Origin of the sequence: Tsuneonella suprasediminis (assembly GCF_003605755.1) — a bacterium.
Classification (GTDB): Bacteria; Pseudomonadota; Alphaproteobacteria; order Sphingomonadales; family Sphingomonadaceae; genus Tsuneonella; species Tsuneonella suprasediminis.
The window spans coordinates 18,454-43,337 of the sequence record NZ_RAHJ01000004.1; the positions used below are offsets into that span (position 1 = coordinate 18,454).

General features: G+C 62.8%; 14 protein-coding genes and 1 pseudogene. 2 read left to right on the top strand and 13 right to left on the bottom strand.

What is annotated here, in order from left to right; genetic code table 11:
* Positions 1-18 precede the first annotated feature (18 nt).
* A complete protein-coding gene (locus D6858_RS01625) occupies positions 19-1,095 on the bottom strand; it encodes a polysaccharide pyruvyl transferase family protein (protein WP_133305214.1) in 1,077 nt (358 codons plus the stop codon).
* A gap of 4 nt (positions 1,096-1,099) precedes the next feature.
* Complete coding sequence (locus tag D6858_RS01630; RefSeq protein ID WP_120106576.1) at positions 1,100-2,020, bottom strand: glycosyltransferase family 2 protein; 921 nt, start codon at positions 2,018-2,020, stop codon at positions 1,100-1,102.
* Between the two features lie 95 nt (positions 2,021-2,115).
* Here D6858_RS01630 and D6858_RS01635 point away from each other — a divergent pair, with 95 nt between their 5' ends.
* Complete coding sequence (locus D6858_RS01635) at positions 2,116-3,120, top strand: glycosyltransferase family 2 protein (protein ID WP_120106578.1); 1,005 nt, start codon at positions 2,116-2,118, stop codon at positions 3,118-3,120.
* An 873-nt stretch (positions 3,121-3,993) separates the two neighbouring features.
* Here D6858_RS01635 and D6858_RS01640 read toward each other — a convergent pair.
* Entirely contained in the window at positions 3,994-4,821 is an 828-nt protein-coding gene (locus D6858_RS01640) for a glycosyltransferase family 2 protein (RefSeq protein ID WP_165859594.1), read from the bottom strand.
* A 103-nt stretch (positions 4,822-4,924) separates the two neighbouring features.
* Here D6858_RS01640 and D6858_RS01645 point away from each other — a divergent pair, with 103 nt between their 5' ends.
* On the top strand, positions 4,925-6,040 hold the full coding sequence (locus D6858_RS01645) for a glycosyltransferase (RefSeq protein ID WP_120106582.1): 1,116 nt from the start codon (positions 4,925-4,927) through the stop codon (positions 6,038-6,040).
* A gap of 904 nt (positions 6,041-6,944) precedes the next feature.
* Here D6858_RS01645 and D6858_RS01650 read toward each other — a convergent pair.
* From D6858_RS01650 to D6858_RS01695, 10 genes and pseudogenes are all read right to left on the bottom strand, one after another.
* Complete coding sequence (locus D6858_RS01650; RefSeq protein WP_120106585.1) at positions 6,945-7,895, bottom strand: glycosyltransferase family 2 protein; 951 nt, start codon at positions 7,893-7,895, stop codon at positions 6,945-6,947.
* Positions 7,896-8,073: 178 nt separating this feature from the next.
* Positions 8,074-8,403 (bottom strand): hypothetical protein, encoded by a 330-nt coding sequence (locus D6858_RS01655; protein ID WP_133305215.1) that lies wholly within the window; start codon positions 8,401-8,403, stop codon positions 8,074-8,076.
* A gap of 182 nt (positions 8,404-8,585) precedes the next feature.
* Entirely contained in the window at positions 8,586-10,229 is a 1,644-nt protein-coding gene (gene acpA / locus D6858_RS01660; RefSeq protein WP_120106590.1) for an acid phosphatase, read from the bottom strand.
* A 214-nt stretch (positions 10,230-10,443) separates the two neighbouring features.
* A pseudogene (locus D6858_RS01665) lies at positions 10,444-10,601 on the bottom strand (IS5/IS1182 family transposase); the annotation flags it as partial.
* A 15-nt stretch (positions 10,602-10,616) separates the two neighbouring features.
* The gene (locus D6858_RS01670; protein ID WP_165859595.1) at positions 10,617-11,054 is read right to left on the bottom strand and encodes an SMI1/KNR4 family protein; all 438 of its coding nucleotides are present in this window, start codon (positions 11,052-11,054) and stop codon (positions 10,617-10,619) included.
* Positions 11,055-11,069: 15 nt separating this feature from the next.
* Positions 11,070-12,530, bottom strand: coding sequence for an HNH/ENDO VII family nuclease (locus D6858_RS01675; protein ID WP_165859596.1), 1,461 nt, complete (start codon positions 12,528-12,530; stop codon positions 11,070-11,072).
* 144 nt (positions 12,531-12,674) lie between these two features.
* Positions 12,675-13,241 carry a hypothetical protein gene (locus tag D6858_RS01680; protein ID WP_120106596.1) on the bottom strand — a complete coding sequence of 189 codons (567 nt, stop codon included), beginning with the start codon at positions 13,239-13,241 and terminating at the stop codon, positions 12,675-12,677.
* A gap of 2 nt (positions 13,242-13,243) precedes the next feature.
* On the bottom strand, positions 13,244-22,612 hold the full coding sequence (locus D6858_RS01685; RefSeq protein WP_120106598.1) for a two-partner secretion domain-containing protein: 9,369 nt from the start codon (positions 22,610-22,612) through the stop codon (positions 13,244-13,246).
* A complete protein-coding gene (locus D6858_RS01690) occupies positions 22,609-22,983 on the bottom strand; it encodes a hypothetical protein (protein WP_120106600.1) in 375 nt (124 codons plus the stop codon). The genes D6858_RS01685 and D6858_RS01690 overlap by 4 nt, the downstream gene beginning before the upstream one ends.
* A 2-nt stretch (positions 22,984-22,985) precedes the next feature.
* Positions 22,986-24,647 (bottom strand): ShlB/FhaC/HecB family hemolysin secretion/activation protein, encoded by a 1,662-nt coding sequence (locus D6858_RS01695; protein WP_165859597.1) that lies wholly within the window; start codon positions 24,645-24,647, stop codon positions 22,986-22,988.
* Between the last annotated feature and the right edge of the window lie 237 nt (positions 24,648-24,884).

The window sequence follows — 24,884 nt, forward strand, 5'->3', positions numbered from 1 at the left end:
CGCTGAAGGCGCGCCGCTTCACGTCAGGTCAGCGACATAGCGTTCCAACCCTGCGCGATAGTGGAGGCAGGCAGCGTGTAATTCCCGCCCGCGCCCCGCCGGATCGGCCAGCAACGCCGCAAACTGCGCCCGCATCGCATCGGCGCTGAACCCGTCGAGCGCGACCAGCGACGATTCCGTCCCCACCGATTCCGCGAAATCGCGACACTTGCCGCGATATTCGACCAGCAGGTTGGCCACCCCGCACATCGATGCCAGCACGCTGCCATGCAGCCGCACCGACAGCGACACGCCGGCATGGCGCGCCAATGCGGCATAGCCAGCGAAATTGCGCGGCTGATAGATCGGCGCCCCGCTCATGCCCGCCGCCGCCAGCACAGCGGCAATCGGCGGGTGATCGTCTGCATGGAACGCCAGCGGCATCACTTTCCACCCATCGGCCACCAGTTCACCCAGCAATTGCCCGGCGGCATGGTCGAATGCCGCCAGATTGGCGACATCCTGCGCGGTCTGGCCGGGGGAGGTGTTGAACAGGATCGTGCGTGCATCCGGGCTGGCCAGCGGCGCGTCGGGGGTCAGCGCCAGTGCCAGATCACCGATAACCTCTGCCCGCGCCACCCCGTTATCGTGCAGCTTTGCCAGCGAACGCGGGCCGCGCACACCCACCCGGTCAAACCGGTTGAGCGCAGCGGTCCAGCGCGGATCGAACGCGGTTTCCCCGGCGGAAAAGCCGGGGCTGCCAACACCGGTGCCCAGTGTCGCCATCGCTACCCCGGCGTCGAGACAGCGTTCGACCAGATCGATATATCCGCCGTTTATCAGTGTGCCGCCACCGACAAAGGCCCGCCGATGCCGCGCCTTGCCGCCCAGCCGCACCGCGGCCAGAACCTGCTCGACCCGCGGGGTGGACAGGATTTCGGGCCGTTGCCCCAGCAGATGCGCGGCGGCATCGGCCATCGCTTCATCGCCCAGATTGGCGTGGCCGACCCAGCCGATATAGCCGAACTTACGCCCCGGCTTCGCCACCGTGCTTGCCAGGCGCGACAGGCCGGTGCGGGCCAGATTGGTCAGTGATTGCAGCCGCCCCAACGTCACACCGTCACACCCCGCGCTTGCCGACGGACTGGCTCAGCCGCCCCAGATTCATTGCCGCCTGCGCCAGCGCCATTGCCGCCCCCGCCCGGTCGGCACGGGCATAGCGCATGGCAGACCGGGCACCGAACACCGGCACTTTGGCAGCAGCAAGCGCCGCGCCGCCCAGCCCGCCACCGTCCACCACCGCCGCGCCCCGACCGATCCGCACGAAGCGGGAAAGCTGATGCCGCAAAGTCATCTCCTGAGCGCCAACGATATGCGCGACAATCGCCTGCGGCACGAAATGGACCGCTTGCCCACGCTGCGCCAATGCGCGCACGAACTGGCTGTCTTCCCCACCGATGGGCGTCCCGCCAGCCCCGAAATTGGCGGCCCCAAAGTTAGTGGCACCGGTATCGAACCGCACATCGCCCAGCGCGCTGCGCCGGACCGCGAAATTGCCGCCTTTCACCTCGATCGGATCGACCGGCCCGGCATGGCGGCCCAGATCGGTGCAGCCGCAGGCACGGCCCGCCTGCGCCAGCATTTCGAGCCATTCGGGCGGCGGCGCGACCCAGTGCGGGCGCACCGCCCCGGCGAACACGCCCACGTGCGGCGAACTCTCCGCCGCCTCCACATAGGCCTGCGCCCAGTGCGGCACGGGCAGCACGTCGTCGTCCATGAAAATCAGCAGATCGCCCTGCGCCGCCTCTATCCCGCGGTTGAGCGCGTGGGATTTGCCGGGGCGCGGTTCGCTGAGAAACTGCGCGCCATGCGCGGTGGCAAACCGGCGCATGATATCGGGCGTGGCATCGCAGCTGGCATTATCGACCAGCACGATTTCCCATGCGCCCTCTGGCCGTTCGACCTGCGCCAGCGCGTCCAGCGCCGCCCCAAGCGTATCGGCGCCGTTGCGGCTGGGAATGATGATCGAACACCCGGTCATGGAAAAGTGCCTTATTACGCCGGGATGGGACGCGACAAGCGGCGCCGGGCCAGCTATGCGCTGACAAGCCCGATGGAAGCCCGATAGTGTCCCGAATGCCACGCCTCTCGGTCGTGATGGCCGTCTATAACGCGCAGGCCCACTTGCGCGCCGCGATCGACAGCGTGCTGGCGCAATCGATGGGCGATTTCGAACTGATCGTGGTGGACGATACCAGCAACGATTCCACCCCGCAGATTCTGGCCGACTATGCCGCCGCCGATCCGCGGGTGATCGTGGTCCGCAACGACAGCAACCTTGGCCCATACCCCAGCGCCAACCGCGCGCTCGCCATCGCCCGCGCCCCGCTGATCGCGCGGCTGGATGGGGACGATCTGTGCGAACCCGATCGGTTTGCCAGACAGGTCGCGTTTCTCGACGCGCACCCCGATCATATGCTGGTGGGGTGCAGCTATATCTCTATCGACGAAAACGGGCGGCAGCGGTTCGTGCGGCGCAATCCGATGGGCTGGCGCGTGGCGCAATGGGCGGTGCGGTTCCGTATGCCGATGGTCCACCCCGGTTTCTGCTATCGCCGCCTGATGCCCGATGGCGCGCCGGTACGCTATGCCACCGATGTGCGGTTCGCGCAGGATTATCGGCTGGCGGCGACACTGGCGCAGGCGGGGCGGATCGCGGTACTGGGCGAACCGCTGGTGCGATACAGGATGCATCCCGGCAATATTTCGATGACTAGGCTGGCCGATCAGGATCGCATCGCGCGCCAGATCGCGTGGGAACAGGTCGCCGCGCACTATCCCCCATCGCTGCACCCGCGACTGGCCGCGTTTCTGGATGTGCTGTACCGCCAGCAAGCGCCCGATTCCGCGCCGCTGGCGCAATCGGCCAGCGGCCTGCGCGCCGCGCTGGCCTACGATGGCGCAGGCGTGCCCGAACGACGGCGCGCGGCGGGCATTCTGGCGGAGGCATTCCTGCGCGGCGGCGGGATGCAGGCGGTGCGGCTGGGCGCGGAACTGGCGCGGCAGGCCCCCGACATGCTGGCCCCGCTGGCGCTGCGGATGCTCGAACTGAAAGGCTGGAAACCGCAGCGGGGGGAATAACCGGACGGCTCGGTCAAGCTGCCTCCCCTCATCTCCTTCGTCATTGCGAGGAGCCGTCAGACGACGTGGCAATTCAGGGCCTGCCCTCGCCCCAGCCACGACCGCTGAAACCTGTCACACGAAGACACGAAGGCACGGAGTGGATTTGGTTCGGGAGATAGGGGGCCTGCCCAATCACCCCCGCCCCCGTCCGCAAAACAGCACCCCGTCGCCCCGGACCTGATCCGGGGCCCAGCTTAACCTGCCCCACCGCGCCTGTAGAAGCTGGACCCCGGCTCAAGGCCGGGGTGACGAAGTAGAGGAACCATCCCTCCCCCTCGTCATTGCGAGGAGCCGCAAGGCGACGTGGCAATCCAAGGCCCGCCCGTGCCCCAGCCACTACCGCTGAAACTTGTCACACGAAGGCACGAAGGCACGGAGTGGGCTTGGTTGGGAGATAGGGGCCGCCCAATCACCCCTGCCCTCACCCGCAAAATAGCACACCGTCGCCCCGGACCTGATCCGGGGTGACGCGGGACGATCAGAAACACCCCTGCCTCGTCATTGCGAGGAGCCGAAGGCGACGTGGCAATCCATGGGTCGCCCTCTCCCCAGCCACGACCGCCGCAACTTGTCACACGAAGGCACGAAGGCACGGAGTGGGCTTGGTTGGGAGATAGGGGCCGCCCAATCACCCCTGCCCTCACCCGCAAAATAGCACCCCGTCGCCCCGGACCTGATCCGGGGTGACGCGGGACGATACGAAACACCCCTACCTCGTCATTGCGAGGAGCCGCAGGCGACGTGGCAATCCAGGGACCGCCCCCTCCCCACCCACAACCGCCGCGATGGGCGGAACCGTCAGGCCAGGGATTGCGCCCCCAAAAAACCACCTTACCCCAGCAGCTTCCCCTTCAGCCAGCCCAGCGCATAAGGCGGCAGGGTCAGCGGCAGAGTCAGCCAGTCGGCCAGCCCCGGTTTCTGCGATGGTGCGGGTGTTCCGCCCAGCACCGCGCGGCCATGCCCGGCATAGAACAGGCGGCGCGCGATCCACGGCAGGCGGGTGCGTTCGGGCGGCACGACATGGGTGACACAGGCCCGCCCGTCGTACACCACCTCCAGCCCGGCGGCGCGCACGCGGGCGCAGAATTCGCTTTCTTCGCCGCTGAACAGCTTGCCTTCGCGGCGGCCCAGCGTGGGGTCGAACCGCATGTGCGGCGGCAGCTTGGCCATATCGACCGCGAACCCGGCCCCCACCACCCGGTGATAAGGGAACGTGCCGGTGCCGAGGTCGAGCATCGAATACTGATCGTTCACCACCCGCGCTTTCGCCCACAGCGGCGGTTTCCCCGGCCAGCCGGGCACGATGCGACAGCCCGCCACCGCCACCCGCGCATTATCCGCCAGTGTCTGCGCCAGCCGCGCGGCCCAGTCGGGCGCGGCCATCGCATCGGCATCGAGGAACAGGACCATCGGATGCGCCGCATGGTCCATCGCCAGATTGCGCGCTTCGGACAGGCCGCCCAGCCGCGCGCGGATCATGCGGAACGCCAGCGGCGCACCGGCAAACGCCTGTTCGGTAATCCCGCCCGCCATATTCTGTTCGATAAACAGCACTTCGCCGGTCACGCCCTGTTGCGCCAGGGCATGCCGGATCGCCTCCGCCACCAGCGCGTCCGGCTCGGCATATCGGGTCAGCGTGATGGTGACAGCTTGCGGCACGCAGAGTTCCTGTGATCGGCATGATCGGATCGAGCGATAGCATCGCGCGCCATTCGCCTCTAATGGGGCTTGCTCCACCGCTCAAGGCAAACCGATACAACCGATGACAGCACCCCGCCCACTGCAACGGATCGCTCTGATCGGGCCGGTCGCCCCGCTGCGGAGCGGGATCGCACGGCACAGCGGCGCGCTGGCGGCGGAACTGGCGCGGTGCAGCGGCGCGACGGTGCGGGCGTGGTCGTTTTCCCGCCAGTATCCCGCCCGCCTGTTCCCCGGCGAAGCGCAAGTCGACCCCACTCTGCCCCCGCCCGCCGGGGTATCGGTGCGGCAGACGATCGACACGCTTAACCCGCTGACATGGCGGCACACCGCGCGCGAAGTGGCGACATTCGCGCCCGATCTGGCGATTATCCCGGCATGGACGTTCTTCACCGCCCCCGCGCTGGGCCGGATCGCGCGCGATCTGCGGCGGCGCGGCATTCGGGTGGTGGCAATGGTCCACAACGCCCGCGATCACGAGGCGGCGGGATGGAAAAACCGCCTGCTGGCATGGCAGATCGCACAGGCCGACCGCGCCGTGGCCCACAACGCCCCCGTGGCCGCGCAAGTGGCCGCCATCGCCCCGGCAATGCCCGTCGCGATCAGCCCGCACCCGCTATACGACGATTACCCCACGCCCACCGGCACTCTGCCCCGCCGCGCCGCGCTGGAACTGCTGTTTTTCGGTCTGGTGCGCCCGTACAAGGGGCTGGACCTGCTGACAGAGGCACTGGCGCAGAGCGGCCTACACGATGTGCGGCTGACCATCGCCGGCGAATTCTGGAGCGGGCTGGAAGAAACCCGCGCGCAAGTCGCCCGGCTGGGCCTGTCGCACACGGTCGAGATCATCCCCCGCTATCTCAGCGATGCCGAAACCGCGGAGCTGTTCGCCCGGTGCGACGCACTGGTCGCCCCCTATCGCGCCGCGACCGGATCGGGCGTGCTGGCACTGGCCCAGCATTATCAGCGCCCGGTGATCGCCAGCGACGTGCCCGGTCTGCGCGAAGCGGTGGCACACGGCGAAACCGGCTGGCTGTTCCCCGGCGGCGACATCGCCGCGCTGGCCGCACTGCTGCGCGATACCTCCACCCGCGAAACCGCCGCCGCGATGCAGCCCGCACTGGCGGCACAGCGCGATGCGCTGTCGTGGGCGAAACTGGCAGAGGCGGTTGTGGGTTAAGACGTGTGGGTGGGGAGGATGCAGAAAAAATGCGACCAACGCGCCGGTGCGGCGAGCGCCCGCCATACCCTCTCCCCGCCCGCAACACCGCACCCCGTCGCCCCGGACCCGATCCGGGGCCCAGCTTAACCTTCCCCCGCCGCGCCCGAGGAAAGCTGGACCCCGGCACAAGGCCGGAATGACGATAGTGGAGGAACAACATCTCCCTCGTCATTGCGCGGAGCCGCAGGCGACGTGGCAATCCATCAACCGCCCTCTCCCCCACTACGACCGCCGCGATGGGCGAAACCGTCGGGTGGAACCTTGTCACACGAAGACGCAAAGGCACGGAGCAGGTTTGGTTCGGGGCTAATGGCCGCACTGCCAATGGTTGGCCAATACCACCGCCCATCTCCCCCCTCGTCATTGCGAGGAGCGCAGCGACGCGGCAATCCATGGGCCACCCTTGCCCCCACTCACAAACGCCGCGATGGGCGGAACCGTCGGGCGACAGTGTATCACACGAAGACGCGAAGGCACGGAGTAGGTTTGGTTCGGGGTTAATGGACGCACTGCCAATGGTTGGCCAATACCATCACCCGTATCCCCCCTCGTCATTGCGAGGAGCCGCAAGGCGACGTGGCAATCCATCAACCGCCCTCGCCCCCGCCACGACCGCCGCGATGAGTAGCACCGTCAGTCCATGGATTGCTTCACTCCGCTCGCAATGACGAACAGAGAGGTGGGTGCGAAACCCCCCAGCGAGAACGTGCCTTCACCCTTCCTCGTCATTGCGAGGAGCCGCAGGCGACGTGGCAATCCATCGACCGCCCTTGCCCCCACTCACAACCGCCGCGATGGGCAACACCGTCCGCCCCACGGATTGCTCCGCGGCATCCGCAATGACGAAGAGCGCGCCCCACCCCTAACGCTTCAGATCGTCCTCGATCCGCCGCACGCGGTTGGATAGCTGTTCCAGCAGTTTGCGGTTGGCGCTTACCAGATCGGCCAGAATGCCCAGCATCACGCACAGGAAGCCCAGTACCAGCAGGCCGACCCCCAGCACCAGCGATTGCAGGTGTCCGTCGCCCTGCCCGTCGATGTAGAAATAGAGGAAGCGCAGCACCGGGATCGCCCCGATCACGCCCAGCAGCGCGCCGATAAAGGCAAACACTTTCAACGCGTAATACTGGGCATAGGCACGCATGATAGTGGTGCCGGTGTTGACGATGAACTGCGGGATCGAACTGAACAGGCGCGACGGGCGGATCGGGCCGTTGGTCCGCACCGGCACCGATGTCACCGCCATTCGTTTGCGCCCGGCCTGAATCAGCATTTCGGTGGTGTAGGAAAATTCGGTGGTGACGTAGATCCGCCCCGCCGCTTCGCGGCTCATCGCGCGGAACCCGCTGACCGCGTCGTCCACTTCCACCCGCGACAGCCGCCGCACGGTCGCGCTGCCGAGCCGTTGCAGCAGGCGCTTCACCGGGCCGAAGTGGGCATTGTTGCCGACCCCGCGATCCCCGATCACGACATCGGCGCGGCCATCCAGAATCGGTTGCACCAGCGCGGGGATATCGGCCCCTTCGTACTGGTTATCGGCATCGGTGTTGACGACGATATCCGCCCCGGCAGCCAGCGCCGCCTCTATCCCGCTGCGGAATGCCGCCGCCAGCCCGCGATTGCGGCGGTGGCGCACGATATGGTGCACCCCCAGCTTGCGCGCGACATCGGATGTGCCATCGCTGCTGCCGTCGTCGATCACCAGATATTCGACGGTGTCGATGCCGGGGATCGTGCGCGGCAGGCAAGCGATCGTTTCGGGCAGGTGATCGGCCTCGTTATAGGCCGGGATCTGGATAATCAGCTTGGTCATGCGGCTCTCGTTCCCTGTCAGCCGCGCGGTTTAGGGGACAGGGGCGGCAATCGGCAAGCGGTGGCGTGCCGTCATGCACCGCGATGAGCAGGTTGGCGCGAGAGCGGGCCTGCCAGAGCCATCGGGGCAAGCCCATGCGGCACGGCCCGCCCGCCTGACGCGAGCCGTTTACTGCGGGTTACTTCGGCGCAGCGGTATCGCCGGTTGCCGCATCCGGCTGGGCAGCGGGTGCCGGGGCGGCTTTGCCGTGGGCTTTCACCTTGTGGTGCTTGGCATGATCGGCGTTGGTTTCGCTGGCGGGGGCGACCTGTTTGGCGGCCTCCTTCGCGGCGGGCACATTTTTCGCATCGACAGTGTCGCCGGTCGAATCGCCCGAACCGCCGTTGGCGATAATCCCGCTGGCCTTGTTGCTGCGGGTCGTGTTGTGGTTGGTCGGATCAACCGCCAGCGCAGGCTGCGCGATCAGCATGGCGGCGCCGGCAGCGACGATAATTTTGGAAATTTTCAAACGATCTCCCCCTTTTTGCAGCAATTATGCTGCCATCAGTGAGATTCGGTGCCTGAATGCCCCTTGAACATGCAGTATAAAGACAAGTCTGCACAACATTCTGATAAAAGCTATCATTTAGCCCTTATTATCAGAATATTATGACCAACATTTAGTGTCAAACATCCTGTCAAAGCGCCTCGTTAAAGCGTCAGCGACCCGGTCAGGTCGCCTGGCGGCGGACCGCCTGCGGCAATCATGGCTTTCTCCCGCTCGACAAGGCCCGGCAGCGTTTCCAGCCCGAACCGCCGAACCAGAAAACGTGCAATAGAACCAGTATCATAGATCGTATGATCGACATGGCCACGCTTGGCATGGGGCGACACGATCAGGGCCGGAATGCGAGTGCCCGGCCCCCAGCGATCCCCCTTCGGAGGGGCGACATGATCCCACCAGCCACCGTTTTCGTCGAAAGTGATAACCACCAGCATCCGATCCCATTGCGGTGACTTGCGAAGCACGTCGATCACGCCCGCCAGATGCCGGTCGCCCGCATCGACGTCCGAATATCCGGCGTGCATATTGAGGTTTCCCTGAGGCTTATAGAAGCTAACCGCAGGCAGCTTGCCCTCCTCGGCATCGGCCAGAAACCGGTTGGTCCGCGCCGTTTCACCCAGCCCGCCATCGCGCAGATGACGCGCGCGCTCCGGCGTTCCGGGCGCGAACCGAATGAAGTAGTTAAATGGCTGATGATGCGGCTGAAAGTTCGGGCTCCACGGGAATTCCTTGCTTTTCGCATCGCCATCGAGCGCCGCCGACCACCCCCCGGCATACCACGCCCAGCTAACCCCGGCCGCGCTCAACCGGTCGCCAATCGTCGCATGGCTTTGCGGCGGCAAAGTCAGCGGGCTGCTTGCCAGCGCATAGCCTGGTTTATCGGGATCTGGTTGATAACCGGGCATATATGGCGGCAGCATCGTGTTCACCGCGCGGAAATCGGGGGAGATAGAATCCGGTTGAAACCGGAGCGGCCCCTCCAGTGCACTGGCGGCCGTACCAGGCCGGACCAGAGGACGAAGCTGCCCCGGAAAGGCCGGATCGAATTTCACAATCTTGCCCTTCGCCGGGCTCTCGTCCGCATTGGGATAAAACGGGGCGGTGGCCGATATCAAATACTGATGATTGAGAAACGACCCGCCAAATGCGCCCATGAAGAAGTTGTCACACAAGGCAAATTCGCGCGCGATCTGCCAGATACGCAAATTTGCGCTGCCGTCGCCATAGTGGCCCATCACCAGCGCGCCGCTATCGCCCCACGCGACAAAGCCATCGTTGCGACCGCCGTTGATCTGCAACTGGTTGTTGTAGAAGCTATGTATCAGATCGCGTGTGATAATTCCGTGCGGAAGCGGGTCGCCATCCGGCGTTTTCAGAGCGAACGGAGCGTTAGGCAGTTGCGGCAGATCATCCGGCCCGATCAGAAACTCCCGGTGTTGCACCACCTGCTTCACCGGCACCAGCCCTTCCCATACCGGGGGAAGGTGAGGCAAAACGGTGCCATCGCGATCCCGCTGACGGAAACGCTCTGGCGCCACTGTGTCGAGCGGCTGTTCGAGCCCGGGAAAGCCCGCGAACAGATTGTTAAAGCTGCGGTTTTCTGCATAGATCACGACCACTGTATCGATCGCGTCGCGCAAATTTCCATCTGCGGATTTCCGTGATGCCTTTGCCTGAACCGGTGCATCGATACCGATCCCGGCCACAGCGGTCACTGTCGCCAGTCCGCCGAGCAATTCTCGCCGGTTGATGCCCGAAATATTTACAGATTTATCTTTATTTTCAGACATATAAAAACGCAACGCCGCTCAATAATGCAGATTACAATCCGCTCGGATCGCCACTCACCCGACAGTGCAAAGTCGGACGCCTGCGACAGTTCGCTCGATAGCCTGCAAATCGATTATCGCCAAATCAGGCGGGTAGTGCATCCATTTCGGGCTGGTGACTGACCGCCTCCCTGTTGTCTCCCAGCCCGCTGCGCCCACGACCAGGACGCATTGATCAGAGCCAGAAGATGATGGCTGCGGCGAGAGCGGCGGCGGAGAAAAGGCGTCCGGGCAGCGATCGTAGCGGGTTGCGACGCGTCTCCAGTCCTTGAGACGCCCGAACATGATCTTCATGCGATTGTGGCGTTTGTAGCGGCGCTTGTCATATTTGACGGTCTACTTCCGTGATCAAAGTTGGAGACGACCCTCTGACAGATCAACGCAGAAGGCAAAAAAGTCAGACGACACCATTCGGTTTACACCTGGACCTATTGCTATGATTTTAGTGTTGGGTGACACCGCCGTATCTAGAAAAAAGAAGACCCCAGTGCCATCTTCGGTGATCGGCACGTATGCCGGGTTCTCAGAGCCAGACTGCGCCCACTCCCTCAACTGCTTTGTTACTTTTACCACATCTTGCCAGAGTGGCGGATTGTTCTTTTTAGGATCGGGCAAGCCATAGATTTCGAGACCTCCAATCAAACCAGAGCCGAACCTCCGCAGAAAGTCTCGGTACTGCTGCGGGAAGCTGACTTTTAGCTCGGTCTCTGCTGCAATGATCACATCTTCAGGAATTGAACCAAAAACCTCACCTCTGGCACACATATCTTCAAATTTCTGATTCATAGTCATCAACTCACCTCACTCAGTGATCTGCCCGGAGTTGACAAATCCTTGGTAGCGTTCCTGCCAGTAGGATTGCGAGTAGTTAGGCTGCCGGATCGGGCTACCTGGACCGAGAATATGAAGCGGGCCGCCAGTCGTCGGATTGTAGCGGTTTTGAGACCGTGTAACCTCTATCATCTGACCCGTTTCTCGGCCCACATGGTGCAGCTGCAAAGGCTCCCAATCGCCGCTAGCGTTCCGGACAAATGGTGCCTGACCATTTCTCATTCTGGTGATGTTCTGAGAACTCAGCTCGATATCCGAGCGTTGGACGACCAATTCCCCGCGATGACGAGTTACATTTGTCCATGTCGAACTATCTCCGAATGTAGCCTCTGCATTTCTAAGGAACTGAGCTTCATCGGCGTTTCTTGCTGTTACCCCACGGAAACGTCCACTATTTCCGGCATTATCATTCGCCAGCACATCGGGTCCAGTGGGAACATCCGCACCCTCGCCATATCCGGGCAGTGGGGGCTGTGCGTCGGGCATGGGCGTAACCGGCGGTGGCGACAAGGCTGGTTCGGGGAGAAGGCCGGGCAGCTGCCCATATTCCCAGACTTCCTCGCTCTGGTCGGGATAGGCCTCAATTCCCGCTTTGCTATCAGGCGGATACGCCGGAAAAGTCTCCTGCACAGGTTCCGGCAGATCCGGGATCAGGTGACTGGCACCCATGGCCAGAACGCCGCCTGCTATCATACCGACAATGGCCGGCGCATTCGGACGCTTGCCGCTGCTCATGACATACTGGCCCAGCGGCCCGGAATAGTTCGCCGCAAATTCAGCAAACGGAAGCTGTGCCGCATTGGGTGACACCAGACCGGCAGCAATCATCTCTTTCACGATGACTTCGCCGGTGACTGCCGGACCGGCAGCGTTGGCAATTGCATTTTCAAGATAGAGCTGCCGGCCAGCTTCGGCCATCTCCGCAATCTGTGCGCCGCTTAATGTTCCACTGGCATACTTATCCTGTAATTTCTGCAACATAGCAGAGTCACCGCCAGCAGCCATTTCGATCTGCGCGGCCATGTAGGCATCTCCGGCCTCCTCCAGCGATTGCCCTTCCGGATTGCGCAGGTGGGCAATGAGTGCTTCTTCATTGCCGCCAAACAGGCCCAGAGCTTCATTCCACGCATCCGGCCAGCCCGCCTTGAACTCTTCGATCGAAACGCCGCCTTCTTCGGCAACCTGAATGATGGTTTTGCCGTTGCTGACGACGTTCGCATTATTCTGCGTCTCGATCCGGGCGGAATGGTTGGCGCTGGTGGCATCCAGCCCGGCCCCTTCGGCAATGGCGGTGACCAGCGTGGCTACCAGATTGGTGCGCGCCTGCTGGTCTGCGAGGCTCAGCCTCTCGTCTGCCGTGTCGATCGCGCCGTCGTGGTTAAGGTCCTCATCCCTGGGTGCGCCCAGACCATCGAGCAGGTTGTTGAGCACCACGCTCGTCGCAGCCCCCATCGCCGCCGAACCGCCAAAGGACAAATCGTCAGCGCAAACGATGGGTTAAAGCAGTGCGCGTTACACATGCCAAATTACGCAGAAATGAAGGACGAAGGCGGACAGTGAGGGGAGTAGCGCGATTCAGGCAGGCTCTCTTAGCCAAAGGGGATCAGCCGATGCCTCCAGAAACTCCGCATCCGTAAATTTCCGAAACTTTCTGTCTGTTCTGATCTCTGTAGGTGAAACTACAATTCTTGGAAAATCCTTCATTCCTTTAGCAAGATATTTTTCAACCCAAAACGGAGCCTTTTCAAACCCGGCAAAAAACTTCTCGAAGACATCCAGAAGCGTGGGTTTGGCGGGATCAATACGGCGATGCTGATAGTCAAACGCCCCCTCTTCCCGGTTGAACGGATACCGATCCCACGCAACGCGGTCGGAACTGAGTGCGGAAAATGCCTCCTTGAGTTCGGAAGCCTCCTTCTTAAAGCGCTCAAGGTTATACCCATTCACCAGAGTCCGATATAGATCATGCGAAATGGTCGGGTAGCAATCCTCCAGAACCCCTTCGGATATCAGGTCGTTCAGGAGCAGAAAAAATGTCTCTACATCCCCCTTCGTTCCGAGCATGAACGAGTGGTTTGGGAATACCAGCCCAAAGGAATTCCGTCTCTGATCAACAAGGTCGCTGGGGCGGTTCCGGGTCATGTTTACTCCAAAAACTGTATGTCACGGGGAGTAAGGTTTGTCCGATCCATAATCCCGTCAACAATAGCATCCTTTTGTACATCAGTCACATTTTGGCCTCGGATATCGATCCTCAACTCCTGATTCATGCCTGGGGTGATGTTGTCCGTCTGCCTGTTGATCGAATTCGAAGCGTCCCGGATGAGAGAACTCTGGCCGCCGCTTCTCGACAGATCGTAGTTTTTAACTTCTATCGCGCAATTGTCGGCAACACAGTCAACTCGGATACTTCCCTTGGTCCCGTTCAGCACAGAATCACCGTCCTTATAGGATTGCTGACCGACCCCACCCGTTTCGTCCAGAACATCCTCCTCAGACTGCCGCCAAGACGGTCTTTTACCCGTGTTCGGAACATCGTCTGCTCCCTTTGAGGCGTTAGCAGCATCTGCTCCTGCGTCGAGCAGGTCATCGACGAGTGCGGCGGCATTATCTGCCTTGCCCGCTTTCGGCAGCAGCCCGACGCCGCCCTCGGCAATGGCGATGCCAGCGGTAGCGGCAAAATAGGTGAGCTCGGCATCCTCGCGGCTCATGCCCGCTTGCATCAGGCCCGTAACCCCGAACGACAGAACCTCTTTTCCCGTGAACAGCTTTCGGGTGCCTGTTACGGCCTGATCAGCGCCAGCCAGTACCCCGGCAGCTCCGGCGGCACATCCAGCGCCAACCGTTTCCGCGCAGCTTGCGAGCCCCCCGGTGAAGCTGAAAAAGACAGCAGCCGTGCCGCTTGCAGCTTCCAGTGCCCCCTTGAACCGCGTGCCATCCGGCGAATTCAGGAATGCATTGGACCGCTGGATCCCGCAAACAAGAGACGCATCGCCTGCGCACAGCGCATTGTCGATTCTGTCTTGCTCAAGCCCGGCATCAATATAGGCGCCGTACAACTGGCCAAATGCGTCGTAGAACTCGTTGTGTTCTACGGAACAGACTTCGGGCTCAGCGCCGATGCATGCGGACCATGCGTTGTAATTCTCGATAAGCTGATCGGCTGTAAGGCCGGTGCCTTCGGCCACTTCATCCAGAAGCGTCTGAAATTCGGCGCTCTTCCCATAAAGTTCATCGAGGCCATACCCCTCAGGAATGGCACGAGTCACTCTCTCGACATGATTACCCGCGGCTGTGCGCTCGGCGTTATTCTGCGTCTCGATCCGGGCGGCATAGTTGGCGCTGGTGGCTTCCAGCCCGGCCCCTTCGGCAATGGCGGTGACCAGCGTGGCTACCAGATTGGTGCGCGCCTGCTGGTCTGCGAGGCTCAGCCTCTCGTCTGCCGTGTCGATCGCGCCGTCGTGGTTAAGGTCCTCATCCCTGGGTGCGCCCAGACCATCGAGCAGGTTGTTGAGCACCACGCTCGTCGCAGCCCCCATCGCCGCCGAACCGCAATCGCCCGCACCGCCCGCCGCTGCGCCTGCACAGCCAACTATGCCCTGAAGCGCAAAGCGCGCTTCCTCGCTGTTCAGATCGTCGGCAATGTCCTTCACCTCGCTTGTCGCAAGGCTCTGCAGAACGTTGACCGCGCTCGCCTGGACCAGACCGCCCGCAGAGCCGGCCACATTGCTGCTCGCCGCCCCGTTCAGCGCGGTCAGGACGATATTGCCAGCACCGCCCGCACCCCAGATGGCAAACGGGCTGGTCGCGGGATCTTCATCAGGATTTTCCACCCGCCATTCCGCGTCGTCCGTCGCTCGATTGGCGAGGAAGGCAGCGGTTTCCCGCGAGAGAGTGCGCGCGGCCTCAAAGCCCAGCGCGATCTCCTCGCGCCTGGCATCGGTGAACTGCTGCGCCAGCGCGCCATCATTGACCCCGGCTGTATCGCGGCTGATGCCGGCGGCCACCGCCCCGCTCTTCGCATCGCCGCTGGTAATCACGATCGCCCCCGGCGCAAGCGCACTGTGGGTCGTGCCCGATTGATCGCCATGCGCGCTCATGGCGACAGGTGGGCTGGCCGATATCGTGCCAAGCCCGGCAACAGACAGCCCCGGCAGCGCACTGCCGCTCGTGCTGGCGGGCGTCTCCACCTTGCCGCCATTGCCCTGCCCTACATTGCTGGCTTGCCCGAACGTAATGCCGCTACCCAGCGAAATCTCGCGTGCGGAGTACCGCTCGCGATTCTGGATGTCGCTGGAGGTCAGCGTGCCGGTGGTGAGACTGTTGCTGCCGATATCGGCAGTGCTGGCGATCACCCCGCCGACAAGGCTGGTATTGCCGCTGACGTGTACAGCGAACCCGCCCGATCCGGCGTAAATTCCTGCCTGCTTGTCCTCCCCGACGCTGGCGAATGTGCCTTGCTGGTCCGACGAGGACAGGTTGCCTGAGATCGCTGCGCTTCCCGCGCCGGCGATCGGGACGCTGACCGAGAGCCCGAAGCCGGAACTTTTCGCGTTGTGGGTCGAGGTATCCTGGAGGCTGACAATGCCGAGATTGCCAACATCGACCTTCACCTGGCTCGCTGAAAGCTGCCCTCCGGTCAGGCCAAGCGCGCGCGGGGTCGTCACACTTGCAATATTGCCTGCGGAAGCCGCCGCATCGGTATACGTCGTCGAAGAGCCCGAATAGTTGCCATGCCCGCCACTGACACTGGCGGTCGCTCCGATCCCTCCCGCGGAAATCGACATCCCGATGCTGGCGCCGGAGCTTTTCGAAGTGCCGCTCTCACTGGCATGGGCGGCGGCGGCGGCCAGCGCGATATCGCCTTCTGCCGCCACCGTGAGGTTCTTCGCAGCCCTGACAGCGGAACCGGTGATATCGATGATAGAGCCCGCATCCGCACCATTGGCGAGAAGCATCACGTTGTTGCCGGTCACCAGGCTGCCGACGACCGTCTCGTCGCTGGTTGCACTGGCCGACTTGCTCGAGGAGAACCCGAGCGTGACGGCTACCTGGCCGGCGTTCTTAATATCCGAGACTGAACCGATCTTCGATGCGGCCCCATAGGCGTTGTAGGCGCCCAGTCCGCCTGCGAGCGCGGCAACCGCCTGAGTGCGTTCGTTGCCGATCGAGGTGGCGACCTGTGCCATGTCGGCCGCTGCCGTCACGCCGGAGAGGATCGGGCTCGACACCCCGACCGAGAGCCCAAAGCTGGATGATCTGGTCGTGCTGGAGGTATCGCTGGTATCGACTGCATTGGCGATATCGATCGATTTGCCTGCCAGCAGCACGTCGGCGCCGCCAGCGACCGTGCTGCCTGTAACGGAGAGTTTGTCGCCCGAAACGATGGAAACATCGCCGTTCTCGCTACCGACGAGCGAGCCCACGTTTGTGACCTGGCTGGTATCGGTGGCGCTCTTTGTCCTGGCGACACCAGCAAACAGTCCGCCACTGTCCAGAGACAGGCCGCTCTTCTTGATCTCGAACGACTGGCTCACCGTGCCTGTCTCGGTCATGGTGCCGATTTCGACGGTGCCGCCTGCAGTAATGGTGAGGCCGTTTGATGCAACGGCATTCGAGCCAAGGATGCGGGTGTCACCAGTGCTGGTAAGGTTGACGATATCGCCCGACAGTGTCGAGGAGACAACGGTCTGACCGGTTCCGGCATAATGGGTTGTGGTCGTGGTCGAGGACAGCAGGCCACCGGTTCTGGTTACTGTGTCGCGGGTGACGCTGGCGCTGTCGGTTACCCCTTCGACGGCAATGCTGCCCGCCTGCACATCGAGCGCGCCGCCTGCGTCAACGGCGCCACCCTTGATGCTGAGCTGCCCTGCGGTCACGAGCGCGGTATTGCCGCCTGCCGAGAGTGTGGAAAGCCGATGGGTCTGCTTGTTCTCGTTTTGCGTGAACAGCGCCTTGCCCTCGCGGCCCACGCTCATGCCCGACATGCTGTCCACCGCCGACCCGATCACAATGCCATCCTGGCCAGAGGTGGTCAGGTTGCCACCGGCAGCAAGATCCGATCCGGTGATCGTGACTTTGCGCCCAGATATCAGCGTCAGATTGCCGCCCGCAGTGACCTGGCTGCCTATATTGCTGGCCGTCTTCGTCAGCGACATGCCCTGATGCGATGCCGCAGCCCGATAGGCCGTTGCCACCGTTGCCGTGGTCGCGGCCGCCTCCAGAGTGAGGTTGCCGCCCGCTGCAAGCATGACATCGCCGCCAGTGATCACCCCGCCACGGCTCGTAAGATCATCGCTCGCAGCTGCCACACCGTGCGCGCCCAGATCGAGGCGGCCGGTGTTGGCGATCGTGCCCGCCCTAATTGTCGATTCAACGGAAGCGCGGATAACCCCGGCGTTAGTGAGCGCATCGGCAGAGCGCAGCGCAATGTCGCTGCCCGCGATGATCGCCCCGCCCGTGGTCAGATCCTGCTGGTGGACACTGCTCAGGTAGACCCGGGGCGCCAGCACCTTTTGCGGGCCCGAAGGCGTCTCGACCGTCACTTCGACCAGAAGGACGATGTCGGTAGTAAGCGTCGCCATCTGCTCGGCCGAGAGGCCGACGCCCAGCGCCAGCCCGAAACGCTGCATATAGGCCACGCCCGCATCCATCAGCGAGCGGTATTGGACTTCGCTATCGGAAAAGCCCGCAAGCCGCTGGACACCGGCAACAGCTACCAGTTGATCGGAGATCAGTTGCTGTTCATAGAACGCATCGCCAAGCCGACGCTGAACGCGGGTCGGATCATAGCCGAGCCGATCGATAAAATAGTCGGTGGAGAGGAAGTTGCCGTAGTTGGTGAAGGCCGGGTTAGTCTCGACCAGAAAGTTTGCCGAGGGATCGGCGTAATGGAACAGCCCGCTCAGATTGAGCGTCAGGCTGCCGGGCGTACCTGCCGCCTGTCCCGTGACTGTGGCTGGCGTGGCGGCGGCGAGCGCCGCGCCGACACTGGCCAGTGAACCGCCGCTGACCCTGGTGGGCCCGGCAGTGTCCGGCAGGGCGGTGGCGGTAACGGCTTCGGAGTGGGCGGCATAATCGCCGGGGTTGCCGCCAGTCTGGCCGGTAACCAGATTGTCGATGGTGCGTGCATCGATCGCCAGCGCCCCGCCTGCTGCGATAACCGAGGGGATCGCGAACAAGCTCTTTGCATCGACGCTGGAGTACGGTGTGGTCGAATTAGTCTGCCAGCTCTTGCAGCCGGTTATGGGGCAACTGCGGCTCTGCGTCAGCAGGGTGCCCGTGCCGGTAACTGTATGATAGCCGGTAAAGGCGCTGTTGGTGACGTTTGTCGCTCCGAGCGCGAGGTTGCCCGACGCGCTGATTGTCGAAATATCGTTGAGCAGCGTTGCGGCATTGATCGTGATGTTGTTTCCCACGATCGTCGAGGCGCCGCTGTCGGCTGTGATCGTCGTGTCGGTGACCGTCTCAGTATAGTCGAGAACGGTGCGGTTGCGCTTGTTTAGGTTGTTGATGATCTGACGCGGGGTCGCGCTGAGCACGCTCTCTTGTGTAGTGAACAGCGCGCGATTGTTGGTGACGGTCTTGGCGTTGAGGAGAATGTCGCCCTGCGCCTGAACCATGCCCGACGCATTGGTGAACGAGGCCGCCGATCCCGCCCCGTCAGGCCCGGTCAGCGCAATATCGCCCAGGCTGTAGAGCCAGGCTCCATCACGGTTGGTGATTGCGCCCGCGCTCGCCAGTGACAGCATCAGCGAACGCGTGGCGATGATCGCCGGCGCACCCTGATTGAGGATCGATTGCTGGCCACTGATCGCAACGGTATCCCCGAAGATCGCCGCTTCGTTGCTAACGCTTTGCCCGGACAACCTCACCGACTGGCCGTTGATCAACCCTCGATTATCGAACTCCTCTGCGGCGCTGATCGTCAAAGCGGGGGCCGCGATGCTGCCGCTTGCGCTGTTGGCGATCGCAGCGCCCCCGGTCAGCTCCAGCCCGGTGCCGGCTTCGATTATGCCATCATTGGTGAAGTTGCCGCCAACCGACAGATTAAACACGCCCTGGCTGCCCAGCATTTCGCCCGCCGCATTGACGTAATCGCCTGCAAGCGCGAGAGTCAGCGTATCGGAGGCAACCAGCTTGCCAAGGGTGCCGCCGCTCATCGCAATGTCGAGCAGATGGGTGGCCGCCAGCGTACCGGCAGCAGCTCCCGTGCCATTGTCGAGCACGGTGGTGCGGACAACCAGATCCCGCGCTGCACCGATGCTGCCACGGTTGGCAAGGCCGCCCGTAAGGTTCAGCGTCGTATCCTGTGCCGCCCACAGAGCCCCGCCTGCCGTGGTGCTCAGGATACCACCGCTTACCATCAGATCGCTTCCGGCGGCAATCTGGCCTGTGCCATTTTCAGTGCTGGCCGCCAGCAGCGTCACCATGCCATCGCCGGCAAGTACGCCAGCATCGTTCAGCAGCGACGCGGTAGTCAGCGTGAGGCCGGTCGAACCCGCGACGATCTGTCCCGAACGATTGTCGAGGCTGGAACTGGCCACGACCGCGGCAGCGCCCGTAGCTCCCACCTGACCGCCGGTGTTGGTCAGTGTGGCAGCGCGAATGCCAAGTGTGTCGCCATAGATAGTGCCGCCGTTGGCGAGTACGCTCGCATCGAGCGAGATCGAAGTGCCCTGCACCAACCCCTGATTGATGACGCTCGACGCGGTGATCACAACATCGCCTGACGCGCCAATGGTGCCGGTGCCGTTGGTCAGAACCAGAGTCTGCCCGGCAAGAGCACCAATCGACAGCCCTGTACCACCACGCGCGACGATTGTGCCCGACCCGTTAGCGACCGAAGCCGCCGTGAGATCGAGCGCATCCGTACTGTCGATATGACCGCCGTCATTTCCCAGACTGGAAGCGTTGATCGTCAAGGCCTTGTCCGCCTGGATCGTGCCGGCAAGATTCGAGAGCGTCTGGCTGGCCGTCAGCGTCCCGCCCAAGGCGGAAGCGATCAGCCCCCGGTCGTTGATGAGAGTCTTTGCAGTAAGGGCAAGCGTTCCGTTCGAGACGATCTCGCCATCGCTGTTGTCTGTTCCGCCTTCGATGGCACCCCGCAGGGTTCCCGCACCGGCATGTGCAATCCGGCCACGACTGTTCGCGAGAGCGCCTGCGTCCAGGATCAGGTCATTGCCAGCAAAGATTTGACCGGCCGTATTGTCGAGCAGACCACTGACACTCAGGCTGGCATTGCCGAGCGCGTTGAAGTTGCCACCGAGGTTGCCGAACGTAGAGGCCGCGAGCGTGACGGTCTGCCCCTGAACCGTTCCGCCCGACAGATCGACACTCTGGCCACTGAGCGTTAGCGTGCCTGGCGTCACGATCTGCCCGCCGGTTCCGGTCGAGACGGCCCCCTGAGTGGACGTAAGGGTTAGCGTTCCGCCATCCGCCGAACCGCCGCCCAGCGCCAGGTCGCCGCTTCGTGCCGTAACCGTGAGGGTATTGGCACCGGTCAAACGGCTGCCTGTGCCCAGCATCACCGAGCCTGCGGCAACGGTGGTGCTACCCGCGGAGCCGATCAGCGCATTAGAGCCAGTCAGGTTGCCGGTCGCATCGAAGTTAAGCGCAGCAGCGGTGCCGGTCGCCACGACCCGGCCTCCATCGCCACCCAGCGAGTCCAGTCTCGTATCGAGCAGGCCCGTTGTCTCGATCGTGCCACCCGCGTTCGATACCGTTCCTGCCGTAAGGGCAAGGCCAAGACCAGAGGCAATCTGCCCGCCATCGTTGACGAGATTGTCTTTGAGCGCGAGCTCTCCGCTGTTGCCAGCGGTGATCTGCCCGTCCGTGTTGTCGAGGCTGGCGGCAGTAAGCGTGAGCGCGCCATTGGTCGCGATCTGGCCGTTCGTATTAGCGAGCACCCCACTGACACCGAGCTGCAACGTATCGTTGCCCAGCGCCAACACCTTGCCGTCGTCGTTGGTCAGGCTGCTGCCCGACAGCATCAACCCGCCTGCCGACTGGATCAGCCCGGAGACGTTTAGGGTCGCTCCGGTTTGCACGGCGAGGCTGGCGCCAGCATCAATCACACCATTGGCGTTGTCGAGGCTGGCGCTCTGCAGGGTAACGGTCTGGCCCTGAATGAGACCATGACTGGTCAACCTGCCGCTTGCAGAGAGGTCCAGAACTCCGCTGCTGCGTACATCGCCGGTCACACCAATGCTGGCCGCCGTAGCGATCAGGCCGGAACCCTGTACGCGGCCAGTCAGATCAATCGCTGCTGCACTGAGCGTAATTGTGTCATGTGCCATGACCTCGCCGTCCAGCCCAATCGTGCCGCTGCTCGTCAGTGCAAGATTGCCCGTCTGACTGAGCGAACCATCGCGGGCGAGCCCCGCGGCGATGGTTGCGGCGCCGGTCACGCTGCCGCTGCTGATCGACAGGTTGCTGCCGCTCGCGATAAGCCCATCGCCGGTCACGCTGGCGCTGGTGATCGCCAGTTGCCCATCGGTGTAGAGCTGACCGCTAGCGGCGAGATTGGCCGCGGTCTTGATAATGCCGCCCCCCGTGCTGGTGAGCGTACCGGCAATAGCAATCCGCCCATCGGCAGACAGCGAAACACCTCGTTCGAGCCCGGCGATGCTGCCATCGACATTGACGCCAAGCCCGGCTTCGGTGCCGATCAGGCGAATGGAGCGGGCATACATACCGCCCAGTCCCGCAACATCGAGCCCGAATGCGGGTTGGTCGGCCTGCGCTGCCGATTGAGCTGTGACGACGATCTCGCGTGTACCGCTGCGGGCATCGCCTGCCCCAAAGCTGGCGTTGATGCTATCTGCCCAAACGCCGCCGTTAAGTACGATCGCGCGGGCGAACAGGTCGAGCCGAGCGCGCGAGGCATCGAGCCCATGCCCGTTGACCGTCAGCGTACCGTCAGTGATATGGTAGCTGCTGAGCGAACCGTCGCTGCCACGCACCGGACTTGCTGCCGCCAGCGCCACGGACGCGGCATTGAGAAAGCCGCAGCCCCGACAGGTGATCCCATAAGGATTGGCCAGCACCAGATCTGCCTTTGATCCTGCGATCTCGATATAGCCGACAAGGTTAGAGGGGGCCGCGCCTGCCACCTCGTTAACGATCAGCGAAGCTGGCCCGGAGGTCTTGAGGTTGGCATTGCCGTCGATATAGCCGGCAAGGCTGGTGGTGACGATCTTGTCCGAGTTGTTAAGGATCAGCCCGCGCGCATCGACGTTGAAGTCCTGATAGCGATTGTAGCTCGTGCCGTTCGCAGGCGTGGCGATTTTGACGACCGGCGTGCCATTCGCTGCCATGTCCAGGCTCGGCGTAGTGGTAGCAGGCTGATCGGGGATCGGAACGATAGCTGCATCCTGGGCACTTGCCACTACGCTGCCAGTCAGGAGTGCGCCGGAAAGCGTGGCGCGCAGCAACTGGTTTGCTATGACGCACAGCGATGCAGAAATCTGCCAATGGCGTTGGCGACGAACAGGGGGAAAGGCCCCGGTCATGCCGCTTCCCCCTCCAGCGATGCCGCCGGTTGGTCGAGAATTCCGCTGATCGCCCTGATCGCCGCGCGTAAATTGTCGCGGCAATCCTCTTCGCGAAGTTGCGGGAATACTTCGTACAGCGGCAACAGCCGACGCCAAAGCGCCTCCGCGCCGGAGTTTTTTCTGACATCGTACCACGCGTGCTGCGGTTTGTTGCGGGTGGCCAGCGCTGTTGGAAGGAGTGGTGCCGGATTGTCGTTTCCCGCAAGGCAGTTGAAACAGGGCACTGCCTTTTCGATACCGAAGTCGGTTACGCGGTAGCCGGCATGTTCAAGAACTGCCCTGACGATACCTTCACTCATCTCTTTTTTGAGCCTGCTGGCGAAGTTCATAATCAAAATCCCACAGCCGCGCTCAAACCGAGGCGGACCTTGTGTATGTTGGCGATCTGGCGGCCGATGACCGGAAGTGCCGCGAAGACATCGAGTGAAAATACCCCGCGCCGGACCCGGAGACCGCCGCCAGCGCCAGCGCGCAGCCCCTGGCCATTCTCGACCGCGCCCATATCGAACAGGGCATAGGGTCTGAACTGGCCGGTCACCTTGAAGCCCAGTTCCTGCCGGACAAACCAGCCTGTCCGGCCAATCTCTGCGGTGTCGCTATCGAAACCGCGTACCGAATAGGGGCCACCTACTGAAATCAGGTCCGATCCATAAAGGTTGCGAGCGCTCCACTGGCCATGAGCAGTGGCTCGCCAGCCTTCGATCGGGCCACTGCCAAATGGAACCGAAATGCCCAGATCCGCCGTTACGATGCGGTAGCGCGCGGTGGGCAAGGCAGCGGGCCGGTCTGCAACTTCGCTCTGGGCACCCAGGAACTTGATCCCGGCGCGCAGAGCCAGTGCGCTGTCGAGATGCACAGGCCCCAGTTCGCGGCGATCGTTGATGCCGATCTCCAGATCGGCCAGGTTCTGGCGCTGGATGCCGATCTCGATATCGTTGATGAAGTTGTGCGCCCAGCGCCGCGACAGGGCCAGGCGCAAGGCGGTCTTGGACGTGCGGTCGCGGTGAATGACCCGCTCCGCCCAGACACTCATCGCATCGAGCTTGCCGCGCGTGGCAAAATCCGTGACTTCGCCAACCACCGTCTGGCCATAACGGTTACTCGAGGCCGATGCCCCGAAAGTCCACCAGCCCATTGGAAACGACAGCGAAGCCCCGCTTCCCTTGCTGTCCGCAGGCAGGCCCGGCGCCTCGATCCGCCGGTTGTAGGACAAGTTGAACACTTCCGAAGCGCCCAGCAAATCGAGCGCGGAGACTTGTACCGATCCCTGCCAGCGACCCACTGTAGCGCCGGCGAAGTTGTTGACTGATACCGATCCCGAAACAGGCAACCTGTCCGGCAGCGTTACATCGAGGATTGTCTCGCCCGGACCCTTTCCCGGCACCAGATCGACGCGGACCTCGCGGGACGGCACACGACGGAGCTGTTCCAGCCCCTGCTCAATTCCGCGCAGATTGACTATGTCGCCTTTGTGCAAGGGGGAGGCCACATCCCACGAAAAGTGCCGGTCCCTGCCATTTGTACGCACTGCGCTGACGACGCCCGGGATAACCACCACGTGCAGCGTCCCCGAAGCCAGATCTTGCTCCGGCAATCCGGCGCGCGTCGTTACCAACGCCCTGTCGAGAAACGCGGCCTGCAGGCTCTTCAGAATGTAGTTGAGACCCTGTTGCCCCGCACAGCGTCCGCGAAACCGATCCAGATATCCCGGAACCCAGCGCAACTTACGTGCGGCCACCCCATCCACCGCAATCGCGTGAATAGTGAAGCAAGGGCTTTCTTCAGGAAAAGCGCCAAGAGAGGGCGCTTCCTGCCCTTCCAGTCTGGCGTTGGGCGCGTTCTCCCTGACAGCGCGCTCGGCAGCCTCGCGCTCGGCACGAATGCGCGCCTGTTCCTGTGTGGAAGGGGATACATCCTGCGCCAGCGCCTGAGACGCGGTGAGCGACAGAGATGCCAGCACAGCAATCCGACCGGCGCAGCCGCCGCATCTCATAAGTCGCCCCCAATTCATGAGCGCGCCGGTGACTATTTCAACATGTACCTCAGATTAACGAAACAGATAATCTATAATATTTATGTCATTTTTCATTTTTACATTCTGTTAAAATAGAATATAATTCGTTATCTTTAATAGTGTATGACTCTAATTATATTGGTAATACTTTAGATTTCCACATAAAGGCACCTCTGCAGTCGGCTTTCCTAATAGGGGCACCGCCCGGGCGCTGGG

Coding starts and splice junctions, on each gene's coding strand:
- D6858_RS01645 (WP_120106582.1), top strand. CDS start 4,925: ATGACAGCACCCCGCCCACTGCAACGGATCGCTCTGATCGGGCCGGTC.
- acpA (WP_120106590.1), bottom strand. CDS start 10,229: ATGTCTGAAAATAAAGATAAATCTGTAAATATTTCGGGCATCAACCGG.
- D6858_RS01635 (WP_120106578.1), top strand. CDS start 2,116: ATGCCACGCCTCTCGGTCGTGATGGCCGTCTATAACGCGCAGGCCCAC.
- D6858_RS01650 (WP_120106585.1), bottom strand. CDS start 7,895: ATGACCAAGCTGATTATCCAGATCCCGGCCTATAACGAGGCCGATCAC.
- D6858_RS01695 (WP_165859597.1), bottom strand. CDS start 24,647: ATGAGATGCGGCGGCTGCGCCGGTCGGATTGCTGTGCTGGCATCTCTG.
- D6858_RS01685 (WP_120106598.1), bottom strand. CDS start 22,612: ATGACCGGGGCCTTTCCCCCTGTTCGTCGCCAACGCCATTGGCAGATT.
- D6858_RS01630 (WP_120106576.1), bottom strand. CDS start 2,020: ATGACCGGGTGTTCGATCATCATTCCCAGCCGCAACGGCGCCGATACG.
- D6858_RS01690 (WP_120106600.1), bottom strand. CDS start 22,983: ATGAACTTCGCCAGCAGGCTCAAAAAAGAGATGAGTGAAGGTATCGTC.
- D6858_RS01680 (WP_120106596.1), bottom strand. CDS start 13,241: ATGACCCGGAACCGCCCCAGCGACCTTGTTGATCAGAGACGGAATTCC.
- D6858_RS01670 (WP_165859595.1), bottom strand. CDS start 11,054: ATGAATCAGAAATTTGAAGATATGTGTGCCAGAGGTGAGGTTTTTGGT.